A 12,652-nucleotide genomic window follows, 5' to 3' on the forward strand; every position below is an offset into this window, starting at 1 on the left:
ATATATTGTATTTCATTATTGGTATATTCCAAGATTAAAAACTCTATTCTTAAGATTCTAGGGTTTGTAGAGTGTAGTATTTTACTTTTATTGTATAGGGCTATATTTTTATACATTAAGTAAGGCAAATCTCGTGGGGTGGTAAATAAAAATCTGTGTTATGCTCTATTTAAAAACACTTACCTTAAAGAAGGTATGATTCATTATAAATAAATACAAGGATTCTTATGCGTTATATGGTGATATTTGTAATGTTATGTGTAGGCGTGTGGTTTGTGGGTTGTGGGGATTCGCATAAAGAAGCAGAGTTTGAGCACTTAAATCCACAGGAACTAACGCAGATTTTGCATTTTGGTGAAAATGAGAAGCGAACATTTGTTATGAAAGGCACTTTCGATAAAAAGCCCATTAAAGCTTATTTGACTTTAGCTTACCCGCCGATAGCGCTTTATCATAAAGATACTCTAAATGCACTAGATATGCAAGCGAGGATAACTTTTGTCGATGATGCCTATCATTATGCTGTGTATAAAATAGAGAATCTAGCCTTTCATATTGATCACAATGTGCTAAGTGTGAAAGGTAAGTGGAGTGATAAGGAAAAAACCCCTAGCGATAAGGGACTAGATAAGTTTGAGGGTGAAAATGAGCATTCAGTCTTTATTTTAACCCAAGATATGGATATGCCACTTAATCAAGCGGATGTGATAAATGCTTCTTTTGAGGCGCAAAATAAACAAGAGAAAAAATACTACAAATATATTGAGCGTCCCATCATCAAATGCAACAACACAATGAGTGTTGCAAGTTGTGAGAAGATAAACACAGCCCTCAATGACAATAAAGACACAAAGGCTTTGGGCGAAGCATTACAAGCAGAGGTAGTAAAAGATTATGATGAGAATATGCAATGGGATACAGATAGCATACAGCAGCAGTCTGTATATTTTGTTGATAAGCATATCATTATGCTTAGAAATGATACATATCGCTATGAGGGTGGCGCACACGGCAGTAAAAGTATGAATATGCAAGCCTTTAGCGTGCAAAGTGGAGAATCTTTGCCTCAAGACATAAAGAGCCTTTTTAGGGCTGAATCTTTAGTGCAAGTGCGGACAAAAATCATTGAACATCTTGTGAAAGAGTATGGTAAGGATATGTTTTTTAATCTCGATGAAGTCGAGATTCCCGAAGTATTTTTTATGAATGAAAGAGGGATTGTCTTTGTATGGCAGGAATATGACATAACCCCTTATGCAGCAGGGATTATCACCCTTGGGATTTCATATAAGGAACTAAAAGATTATGCCAATATGCAATCTCCCTATGGGTATTTATTCCAATGAAAATATTCTTTGCCCCTAGTGAATCTAAAAATATCCCTCACAATAGCCCATATTGCCTTAATTCACATATTGCAGATACTTTGCATTCAAATGCTTTGAATGCATATTTGCAGTTTTTACATAATGCAAGTGAAAGTGAGATTATGGCGGTTTTTGGGAGTAAGAGCCTTGATTTGCAGGATTTAGCCCTTTGTCAAAATCTACTTCAAGCCCCTACATTGGAGGCTATCAGGCTTTATAGCGGTGTAGCGTATAAGGCATTAGATTTTGAAAGCCTAGAGAGTGCTGCTCAAGAGTATATCCGCGAGAATCTTTATATTTTTAGCAATCTCTTTGGTATGGTGAGGGCAGATGAGCCTTTGGCATACTATAATCTCCATCAAGGCAAGGGTAGAGAGGTTTTTGCGTTAAAAACGCTCTATGAGGGCTTAAAGCCTGCACTTGATATATTTTTTCAAGATTGTGAAGTGCTAGATTTACGTGCGGAAGCATATATCAAGGTCTATCCCCTGAAGCATTGTAAAATATCTGCTCAAGTGGTGTTTCTCAAAAATGGTAAGAAAGTGAGCCATTATGCAAAGTTTTATCGTGGCTTGTATGCAAGGGCAATAGCACAGCAGGGTATTTCTAGCATTGAGCAATTAGCAGGACTAAAGCTAGATTCTCTCAAACTTCTCTCTACTCAGCACTCACAAAATGCTACTATATTAACTTATGAGGCATTCTCTTAGCGGGATTCTATGTTTTATAATATCAAATGCGATAGAATCTCTCATACATTTCAACTTAAGGTGGGCTTATGGTAAAAATCACAGAAAATAGCTTACGCGATGGGCATCAATCACTTTTAGCTACGCGTATGCGAACAGAGGATTTAATAGAAGCAGCAAAAATCTTTGATTCTATTGGGTTTCATAGTTTAGAAGTATGGGGCGGGGCGACTTATGATACCTGTTTGCGTTATCTTAAAGAAGATCCTTTTGAGCGGTTAAATGAGTTTAAAAAGGTATGTGTTAAAACACCTTTGCAAATGCTGCTAAGGGGGCAAAATCTCATCGGTTATCGCCATTATGCCGATGATGTGGTGGAGGAGTTTGTGCGGCTTTCTGCCGAGGCGGGTATGGATATTTTTAGAATCTTTGATGCCTTTAATGACGCACGTAACCTTAAAAAAGCCATTGAAAGTGTTAAAAAATATGGCAAACACGCACAAGGGGCGATTTGCTACACGACTTCGCCCGTGCATAGTATTGCTCGTTTTGTGAGCTATGCTAAGGAGCTTGTGTCTATAGGCTGTGATTCTCTTGCTATTAAAGATATGGCTGGATTACTTACGCCATTTGCGGCTTATGAGCTTGTCAAAGCCTTGAAAGCAGAGATTAATGTATCTTTGAGTTTGCATACGCATTCTACGGCTGGTTTTGCCTTTGGAGCCCATTTAAAGGCCGTTGAAGCTGGAGTTGATGTCTTAGATTTAGCAAATTCTGCCTTGAGTGAAGGCACAAGCCACCCCTGCACTCAATCTATGGTCGCCACATTGAAAGACACGCAATGGGATAGTAAGCTTGATATAGTTCCTATGGAGGAGGCAGCAGATATTTTGCGTAAAAATCGCAGAAAGTATAAGAAATTTGAATCCCAATATAATCAAATTGATACACGTGTGCTTGTTAGCCAAATCCCTGGAGGTATGATTTCTAATATGGCAAATCAGCTCAAAGAGCAAAATGCGCTTGATAGAATGGACGAAGTTATGCGTGAGATTCCCAATGTCCGCGCGGATTTTGGCTATGTGCCTTTGGTAACGCCATCAAGCCAAATTGTAGGTACACAGGCGGTGTTAAATGTGCTAATGGGAGAGAGATATAAGACGATTACGACTGAAACGCGCAATGTGATTAGAGGGCTGTATGGACGCACCCCTGCACCTTTAAATCAAGCTTTGGTTGAAAAAGTTTTAAATGAGGGTGAGGAAATGCTCTCTGTGCGCCCCGCCGATTTACTAAAACCTGAATTACAGAAGGCAAAAGAGGAGAGTAAAGCATTTGCGAAAAGCCCGCAAGATGTTCTATCCTATGCGATATTTGGCTCTATTGCGGAGACATTTTTACAAGAGCGCAATAGCAATACCCTAAGCCCAGAGCCTTTAGAATCCTTTGAGGAGCGATGTGATGATAAACTGCCTAAAGAATTTGAAATTGTCGTTAATGGCGAACATTATGCGATTAAGGTTGAGGGCAGCGGAGAAAAGACAGATGAAGTGCGTCCGTTTTTTATCCGTGTTGATGGTGAGCTAAAAGAGGTGTTTGTGGAGAGTGTTGATAAATCCCTAGAGGGTAAGATTCAAAAAGAGCAAAAGGCAGGTGCGTTACCTCAAGTTACTGCTCCCGGACACGCTAAATCCCCAATGCCCGGCACACTCACTAAGATTAAGGTAAAAGTAGGCGATAAGGTGAATCAAGGCGATACATTAGCCATCGTAGAAGCAATGAAAATGGAAAATGAAGTGCTATCCCCCATAGATGGCGTGGTGAAAGAGATTTATGCCACGCAGGGTATGCAAATAGGGAGCGATGTGGCGATTATGTTGCTTGGCTAGTCTATTGGATTCTATGTGGATTATATTTATTTAGACAACGCTGCTACCTCTTTCCCTAAGCCTCAATGCGTGATAGATAGCGTGAGTGCTTATCTTAGCCATATTGGGGCTTCTCCTGCAAGAAGTGCTCATAGCCTATCTATCGCCTCTGGGCAGATTCTATATGAGGCGCGTGTGGCTTTGGCAAAACTCTTAGGGCAGAGCAGAGAGGAGCGAGTAATATTTGGTGCAAATGCCACGATGATGCTAAATAGCGCATTGTATGGAATCTTGCAAGAAAATGATAGGGTAGTAACTACAAGCTTAGAGCATAATAGTGTGATTCGTCCGCTTATGGAGTTAAAAAACACACGTCACATTCAAGTAGAGATAATCCAATCAAGCCCAACCTGCGCTATTCATCTATCGCATTTAGAATCTACCTTACAAAATGCTAGGGTATGCGTATGTGTGTATGCAAACAACGTAAGTGGCGCGGTGTTACCCATAGCAGAGATTTATACGCTTTGCAAAAAGTATGGGGTGATTTTTATCCTTGATAGTTCCCAAGCCATAGGGCATTTGCCACTATCAGCAAATGATGCGGATATTATTTGTGGCTCGTGCCATAAGGGCTTGTATGCACCTAGTAGCTTAGGTTTTATGAGTTTGAATCCTGCCTTTGATGAAAATGTGTTACAAAGCTTTATGCAGGGTGGCACAGGCTCACAAAGTGAAGAGAGCATTCAGCCGAGATTCTTACCTGATAAATATGAGAGTGGTACACCTAATATGTGCGCTATTGCTGGGCTTAGAGCTGCGCTAGAGTGGATAGAGCAAAGCGGGGGCATAGCGCAGATTCACGCAAGGCAAATGGATTTATATAGGCAGCTCTATGAGGGTTTAAAATCGATAAGTAGTGTCCTGCTTTATGAGATAGAATCTCCACAATGTGTGGCTAATGTGTCTTTTAATATTATTAATGCCTCTCCCTCACAGGTGGGATTGAGACTTGATAGGGAGTTTGGGATTCTCTCACGTGTGGGGCTGCACTGCTCACCATTAACGCATAAGAGTATGGGGAGCTTCGAGTGTGGGGGAAGTGTGCGCTTAAGTATAGGAGCGTTTAATACACACGCAGAGATAGAGCAGACATTGAGAGCTATAGAATTTTTAGCAAAAGTTTATGTTTAAAGAAACCATAGTTTATCTAAAACATATTACAATAAATATCTATAAAAACTTTAAGGAGGTTCTTGTGAAAAAGTTTTTGAGTATAGGTTTGGCTTTGGCTTTTTGTGTGGCTACTCTTAGTGGAATTGAATCTCAAAAAGCACTTTCAAATACCGATAAAGAGCTACTCTTTGGCAATGCTGAAGTAAATGTAGCATTTTTAGATAATGCAGAAATGGAGGAAACAAAAGGCGAGCTTTGGCTAACTGCAATAGGTATTACAGGGCTTACTTGGGGACTTAATTGCATATTCAACAAAAGTTGTAAGGATATTAGTTTTACAAGTCCGCCTATAAATTGGTAGTTTTAATCGATGCTTCACAGAATCTTTGCCCTCTTGTGCTGCTTTCTCTGTATACTTAGGGCGGAGTATAGCTGCGATGAATTTAAATGCAGCGATTATAAAATCGGGCTAGGTGCATTAGCGGGGATTCATAATACTTCTTTACACGATATGTCAATGCTTGGCATTACTTTAAATACACTTTTTTCTCAATACAGCGCAAAATATGGCTTTATGTGGAATCTTACCTTTGGCTTCCTTAATGCCAATGTAAAGAATGGTAACAATAATGTGATAGCCTATGATAAGGATAGATTTAATACCTATGGTGCATATATAGATAGCACGATATTTTTAGGCAAAAATGTAAAAAATGATATGCAAAATCCACTTTTTCTAGGTGTGGTATTGGGCTTAGGGGGTTTTATTTTTGATGAAAAATATGGCGTGCCAGATTCTGCACTTTTTGCATTGGGGCTTGGATTAAGCGGCTCATATTTAATGCAAAATAATCTCGCCCTAGAGTATGGAATCTCTTATCTTTATGGCTTCTATGGGGTTTATACCTATCCTGAGACGTATCAAAAATACTCACCTGCTCGATTTGGCACTTCTACAAGTTATTCCCGCTTAGAAGTCAACAATCATCAAATCCGCGCTTTTATAGGATTGCATAAAAACAAGCTCTATGGGCTTTATAGTAAGCTTCATCTCACGCTTACCCATTTAGATGCTGCGGCTTTTAGTGTCATTAATCGCGATGGCGTCTCTAGTGTCTATCCACAGGCGACACAGGCAATGCTTGGCTTAGAATTTGGCTTTGGATTCAATAAATGGTTTTAATGTAAGATTTACTTTGAGTAGAGTAAAATCTTGTGGTTTATCAAATACAAGGAGGAGAATATGAGAGAAGTGCGATATGAGGATATTAAATCCGCTGTTGCAAAACTTGCCATTGACGCGTGCTGTATCCAAACACCCGATATCCGCCACGCTTTTAGTGAGGCAAAAAAGACAGAGCAATCAGCCTTAGGGCAAAATATCCTTGATACCCTTATCGAAAATGGCAAAATTGCTAAAGATAATATGATGCCTATTTGTCAGGATACGGGTATGACTGTAGTATTTGTAGAAATTGGGCAAGATGTGCATATCGTTGGGGGATATCTCGAAGATGCGATAAATGAGGGCATACGCGATGGCTATACAAATGGCTACTTGCGTAAATCAGTCGTGGCTGAACCCCTCTATGAGCGCAAAAATACGACAAATAATACGCCCGCTGTTATCCACACACGCATTATTAAGGGCGATAAATTGCGTTTGAAGGTTTGCCCTAAGGGCTTTGGAAGCGAAAATAAATCTGTGCTTAAAATGCTTGTCCCAGCTGATGGAATCGATGGCGTGAAAAAGGTTTTCACCGAAGCGGTAAAACTCGCAGGACCTAATGCTTGTCCACCTATGGTGATTGGAGTAGGCATTGGCGGAACGATGGAAAAGGCGGCGATTCTTGCTAAACAAGCAGCAGTGCGGGAGATAGATTCTCAAAATCCAGACCCACGATACGCAAAGCTTGAAGAGGAATTGCTAGAGATTGCGAACAAAACAGGTGTGGGACCACAAGGGCTAGGAGGCACGACAACCGCCTTTGCTGTGAATGTAGAGTGGTATCCTACACATATTGCAGGATTGCCTGTGGCAGTGAATATCAACTGCCACGCCGCAAGACACGCAGATATTGAACTATGAGGAGGGAAAAATGGCAGAAGCAAAAAAAATCACTGCACCTTTGAGCAAAGAGGTGGCGAAGAGCCTTAAGGCAGGAGAGAGTGTGCTTATCAGTGGGACTATTTTAGCCGCACGTGACGCAGCACATAAGGCACTTACCGAAGCATTAGCACGAGGAGAAAAGCTCCCTGTGGATTTGCAAGGCGAGACAATTTATTATCTAGGACCTACTCCCGCAAAGCCCGGCAATGCGATTGGTTCAGCAGGACCTACGACAAGCGGGAGAATGGATAAATACACGCCTACGATTATTGAGCAGGGTATTCACGGAATGATTGGCAAGGGCTATCGTAACAAAGAAGTGATAGATTCTATGGTGGCACACGGGGTTGTGTATATGGTAGCTGTGGGTGGTGCAGCGGCACTCATCTCTAAATGTATCACAAAATACGAGGTTTTAGCTTATCCCGAGCTAGGACCTGAAGCAGTCGCTAGACTTACGATTGAAAATTTCCCTGCCATTGTCGCTATTGATGCAGAGGGTAATAATTACTATGAAGTAGGGCAAGCTCCGTATAAGAAAATTTAGCGTTTTCCCCATAGATTCCTTTATTGAAGGAGTTTAAGGGCTATTTAGATAAATCTTGCTTTGCCTTATTTTGAGAATTCCATAATTTTAGCTTGTATTATTGTTTTAAATATTGTCTCCTTTTCTTTCTACTTTTAATAAAATTAAATTTATTTTTATATTTTATGGTATTTTTTTATTTTTTATACTAGAATTCAAAGTTTAAAAATGCAGGAGGATACAATGAGTTTTTTTCGTTCTTTAAATATTGGTGCAAAGATTATGCTTGGTTTTTCAAGTATATTGGTTGTTTGTATGTTTATTGTTACAACAATTATTGTAACAATTTCACATAATATTCAAGAAGAAGAATCAAATAAAATGCTTATCAATGCCGCCAAACGCGAGGCAAATTGGGCAGAGGGGATTTTTAATGGAATCTATACTGCTATGAACGCCTCAAAAGGGTTTATATTACGTGATGTGCAAAATGGCGCACAGAGTATTTTAGAAAATGATGTTATAGATATGTTTGATAGCAATGAATGGGGAAATTTTGCTTATATATATATTGCCAAAGATGAGCGATACAGAGGTGAGAGGATTGTAAATCCTAAGCACAGGTTGCCTAATGGTGATTTTATGGTTTTAGCCATTAGCGATGGGGATAATGAAAGTTACATTATTCAAGCAAGTGAATCCATTGCAAATTTTAAGAGTGTGAAAAAAGCTTTAGAGACAGGGAAACCAGTGGTAGGTTCACCCTCGTGGCAAACTATTGATGGTAAAGAATATTTTGGTATGGGGATAAATCAGCCTCTTATTGATAAAAAGGGTGTTGTATATGGGGTTTTGGGTGTATTTATTGATTTGGCAAGTATTTCAGCCATACTCCAAGACCCAAAAAATTCTATTTATAAGGGCGACTTTAAGGGTGTGTATGCGACAGATTCAACTATTGCTGCTCACGGAAGAAAAGAATTTTTGGGTAAATTTTTACGAGAAGTAAATCAAAGTCCTACAATGAATGAACTCAAACATGCAATTGAAAATCAAATTGAGGGAATCTTTAGCTATATTAATTTACTAGGTGAGATGAGCTATGCCGCTGTGGCAAATGTCCATATTGGCGATAGTGATGATACAGCAGCGGTATGGACAATCATTGTTTCGGCTCCAGAGGGTTCTATTTATGCATCTGTTTTGAAGCTTAGATATATAATGATAGCTGCAAATATTGTTGTTGTTATTCTTGTAACACTTATAATATTTGTTTTTATTCGCACACAAGTCGTTGCAAGATTAAGAAATATTTCGCACTTGCTTTTTGACTTCTTTAAGTATATCCGCCATGAAGTGGAAACACCACCGACCTTATTAATTCCAAAGGCAAATGATGAGTTTGGGCAAATGGCAAAAGAAATCAATGAAAACATAGAAAAAACAAGAATAGGCTTAGCACAAGATGCTAAAGCCGTAGAGCAATCTGTGGCTACAGCTAAAACCATCGAAGAAGGAAACCTAAAAGCAAGAATCACAGAAACTCCTCATAACCCACAGCTTAATGAACTCAAAAATGTGCTTAATCATATGCTTGATGATTTACAAAGAAAAATAGGCAGTGATACCAATGAAATAGCAAGGGTCTTTGACACCTACACCAAGTTAGATTTCACCACAGAAGTAAAAGATGCAAAAGGACGAGTAGAAGTTGTTACAAATACTCTAGGAGAAGAAATTAGAAAAATGCTTACCACTTCTGCAAACTTTGCTCATACATTAAGTAAAGAAGCACAAAGTCTCCAAGAAGCAGTGAATAATCTCACAAATCTCACTAACTCTCAAGCAAGTAGCTTAGAGCAAACTGCTCAAGCTGTAGAAGAGATTACTTCATCTATGCAAAATGTAAGTGGTAAAACAGGAGAAGTCATTCAACAAAGTGAAGATATTAAAAATGTTATAGGTATTATTAGAGATATAGCAGACCAAACAAACTTACTTGCTCTTAATGCAGCAATAGAAGCAGCAAGAGCAGGAGAACACGGCAGAGGATTTGCAGTGGTAGCTGATGAAGTAAGAAAGCTAGCAGAGAGAACTCAAAAATCTCTAGGAGAGATAGAAGCGAATACAAATCTTTTAGTGCAAAGTATTAATGATATGGGAGAATCTATTAGAGAGCAAACTACAGGTGTTACTCAAATCAATGAAGCTATCTCTCATTTAGAATCTGTAACACAAGAGAATGTAGAAATAGCGAATGCAAGTGCTCAAATCAGTGAGAGAGTAGATAGTGTAGCTAGAGATATACTTGATGATGTGAATAAGAAGAAGTTTTAGGGGGGATGTTGAATTAGAGGGATATTGCATTTAAGAATCTTTAAGGATTCTTAAATTTTATCACAAATGGCTTGTCTTGTTATCCTCCTAACGACAATCCCCTTTATCTTTACAAGCCAAGTCATTATAGGGGAGACTCTTTAATCATTGCACTTTTACATATAAAATCTAAATGTAACTTTGACTTTTTTGCTTTTAAGTAAAAAACGAGGCGGGTGCAGGCTATGGTGTTGTTAATATCAAAGACCAATATTTATCTCAAAATTATAGTCATTACATTGATTCTAAAGAAAAAGGTGCAGCTTTTGAAATCCTAGCTGGATATAAGCGCTTTCTCACTCCGTTGATTTGCAAACTTTATCTATACCGATGCAAAGCATAAAAGTGCAGTAAGTGGGGAAAATGTAAGGGCAAATATATCAATTTTGACGCACTCTATAACTTTATCACAAGGAGTACAAACTTTGCTGTGTTTGTAGGAATAGGAGCTGGGTAAATACTTGTGGTGGAAAGGCATTTGATGAGATTCCTAGCGATATACCAATAACGAGGACGAGCTTTGATTTTGCTTTCAATTTTGGTTTAAGGAGGGTGATTGTTAAATATCAGGGCAAAGAGATTGCTGCTCGTGTGCCTTTTGAGGAGCAATATATCTATAAACAAGGATACTTCATACAAGGATGGACAGGGAAACTTATGGTAGGATATACATATAATGTCAGTGCGCGCCATATTTATAGCCTCTAAGCATTATAATTCCCTTAAGATTCAAAAGTCTTAAGGGAATTATACACCTATATCCTCACTTTTATTTGCGTGATTTAATAAAGTAAATATTAAGAATCTCCACACCTAAAGAAAAAATAATAGCAAAATAAATATATCCTCTAGGTATATGAAAATGCGCACTATCAGCGATAAGCATTACCCCTACAAGAATGAGAAACGCTAGGGCTAAGGTTTTGATACTTGGATTAGATTCTATAAAATGTGAAACGCCTTTAGAGGCAAATAGCATAATTAATACGCTTACAACAATGGCAATAATCATTACCGGGAGAATATCTACCATACCCACTGCTGTGATAATAGAATCTAGCGAGAATACAATATCAAGCACCATAATTTGTATAAGTACTAAGCCAAAGGCAGCATATTGTTTTGTGCTGTGGTGTTCTTCTTTTTGCGCAGTCATAGCGTGAATCTCCCCTGTGGCTTTATATACAAGGAATAATCCACCCAAAAATAGCACGATGTCTCGTCCGCTCAGGGCAAAATCAGCGATATGAAAAAGCGGTGTGGTAAGCTTCATAATCCAAAAAAGACATACAAGCAGTACGATACGTGAAAGCATAGCCAAGCATAAGCCAATAATCCGCGCCTTATCGCGTTGAGATTCTGGCAGACGTGCGATAATGATAGCAAGAAAGATAAGGTTATCAATGCCTAAAATAATCTCTAAGAATACAAGTGTGCCTAGAGCTACCCACGCTTGTAAATCCCCAACCCAATACAAAACGCTATTAAATAAAAAATCCATTAAATCCAGCCTTTTTTCTTAAAATAAATAATAGGAAAAATGGTAGAGAGAATCATAATGACTAATACCACAGGGTAGGAGAAGTCCAAATGCAATTCAGGCATATTATCAAAGTTCATTCCATAAATCGTCCCTATAAGCGTAGGGGGCATCATTGCCACGGTTACCACTGTAAAAAGCTTGATGGTCTTATTCTGCTCGATATTAATTTGGTTGGTAAGAATGGTTTGGATATTATCAAGGGCATACATATTTGCTGTGGTAAATTCTACAAGCGAATTTAAGTCTTTTAGCACAATACCCATATTGCGCTTTACTTCGGAATCTGCCTTATCACTCTTAAGTAATGCCGTGATAGCGCGCCGTTTATCAAAGAGAGAATCCCGCACACTCATATTTAGCTCTTGCAAGGAGGAGAAGTCCTCTAGCATTTCATCATAATTAATTACAGAGGAGTTGAACACCCTTTTGCGCAAGGTACGTGTGTTTTTCGCCACGCTTTCAAGCAAATCAGCATCCTTCTCTACACGGATTTCAAAGATTTTGCCAAGTAAATCAAAGCCATCTTCAAAGACTTTAGGCGTGGCAAGGACGATTTGCTGAATCTCATCAAAAACGCGGAATTCACTATAACGTAGAGTAAAAAGGATATTTTTGCAGAGTAAAAAGGTGATAGTTTCATTACGCAATTCAGCTTCTAAAGAGCGCACAAGGAAGTAGGTATTAATCGTAATACTTCCGCTATCTTCCCAATAACGAGCAGACTGTTCAATCTCCTCTCTCTCTTCTTTGGTGGGGACTTCAAGATTATAAGTATATGAAATATAATTCACTTCTTCGCTTGATGGCTGAAATAAGTCAATCCAGAGAATCTTATCGTGCTCTTGAAGGATTTTAACTTTTTCATCGCTTAAATGTAGGCTTTCACGTACAATAAGCCCATTGCGCCTAATAAAAATATTAATCATTATATGCCTCCTTTGTTTAAAATTTGGAGATATGGCTATAAAGGCGTGATTGTAGCAAAACTCGCCCAACC

The 12,652-nt window shown here is 38.8% G+C and carries 11 protein-coding genes and 1 pseudogene; 10 read left to right on the forward strand and 2 right to left on the reverse strand.

The window, feature by feature from the left end; genetic code table 11:
- Positions 1-227: 227 nt before the first annotated feature.
- The 10 genes and pseudogenes from V3I05_RS10435 to V3I05_RS10480 all read left to right on the forward strand — a co-directional run.
- On the forward strand, positions 228-1,346 hold the full coding sequence (locus tag V3I05_RS10435; RefSeq protein WP_300451609.1) for an RsiV family protein: 1,119 nt from the start codon (positions 228-230) through the stop codon (positions 1,344-1,346).
- Positions 1,343-2,077 carry a YaaA family protein gene (locus V3I05_RS10440; protein WP_300451606.1) on the forward strand — a complete coding sequence of 245 codons (735 nt, stop codon included), beginning with the start codon at positions 1,343-1,345 and terminating at the stop codon, positions 2,075-2,077. The genes V3I05_RS10435 and V3I05_RS10440 overlap by 4 nt, the downstream gene beginning before the upstream one ends.
- Before the next feature lie 68 nt (positions 2,078-2,145).
- Positions 2,146-3,945 (forward strand): sodium-extruding oxaloacetate decarboxylase subunit alpha, encoded by a 1,800-nt coding sequence (gene oadA / locus V3I05_RS10445; protein ID WP_343353580.1) that lies wholly within the window; start codon positions 2,146-2,148, stop codon positions 3,943-3,945.
- A 15-nt stretch (positions 3,946-3,960) separates the two neighbouring features.
- Positions 3,961-5,118 (forward strand): aminotransferase class V-fold PLP-dependent enzyme, encoded by a 1,158-nt coding sequence (locus V3I05_RS10450; protein WP_300447025.1) that lies wholly within the window; start codon positions 3,961-3,963, stop codon positions 5,116-5,118.
- A 64-nt stretch (positions 5,119-5,182) separates the two neighbouring features.
- Positions 5,183-5,461, forward strand: coding sequence for a hypothetical protein (locus tag V3I05_RS10455; protein WP_300732505.1), 279 nt, complete (start codon positions 5,183-5,185; stop codon positions 5,459-5,461).
- 9 nt (positions 5,462-5,470) lie between these two features.
- A complete protein-coding gene (locus V3I05_RS10460; RefSeq protein WP_343353581.1) occupies positions 5,471-6,283 on the forward strand; it encodes a hypothetical protein in 813 nt (270 codons plus the stop codon).
- A gap of 60 nt (positions 6,284-6,343) precedes the next feature.
- Positions 6,344-7,189, forward strand: coding sequence for a fumarate hydratase (locus V3I05_RS10465; protein WP_295700601.1), 846 nt, complete (start codon positions 6,344-6,346; stop codon positions 7,187-7,189).
- 10 nt (positions 7,190-7,199) lie between these two features.
- Positions 7,200-7,757 carry a Fe-S-containing hydro-lyase gene (locus V3I05_RS10470; RefSeq protein WP_300447035.1) on the forward strand — a complete coding sequence of 186 codons (558 nt, stop codon included), beginning with the start codon at positions 7,200-7,202 and terminating at the stop codon, positions 7,755-7,757.
- Positions 7,758-7,979: 222 nt separating this feature from the next.
- A complete protein-coding gene (locus V3I05_RS10475; RefSeq protein ID WP_343353583.1) occupies positions 7,980-10,073 on the forward strand; it encodes a methyl-accepting chemotaxis protein in 2,094 nt (697 codons plus the stop codon).
- Between the two features lie 498 nt (positions 10,074-10,571).
- Positions 10,572-10,820, forward strand: a pseudogene (locus V3I05_RS10480) (hypothetical protein); the annotation flags it as partial.
- Between the two features lie 61 nt (positions 10,821-10,881).
- Here the strand turns inward: V3I05_RS10480 and V3I05_RS10485 are convergent.
- A complete protein-coding gene (locus tag V3I05_RS10485; RefSeq protein WP_295702001.1) occupies positions 10,882-11,613 on the reverse strand; it encodes a TerC family protein in 732 nt (243 codons plus the stop codon).
- On the reverse strand, positions 11,613-12,581 hold the full coding sequence (corA, locus tag V3I05_RS10490) for a magnesium/cobalt transporter CorA (RefSeq protein WP_295702003.1): 969 nt from the start codon (positions 12,579-12,581) through the stop codon (positions 11,613-11,615). The genes V3I05_RS10485 and corA overlap by 1 nt, the downstream gene beginning before the upstream one ends.
- Positions 12,582-12,652: the final 71 nt, after the last annotated feature.

This window comes from Helicobacter mastomyrinus (assembly GCF_039555295.1).
Lineage (GTDB): Bacteria > Campylobacterota > Campylobacteria > Campylobacterales > Helicobacteraceae > Helicobacter_C > Helicobacter_C mastomyrinus.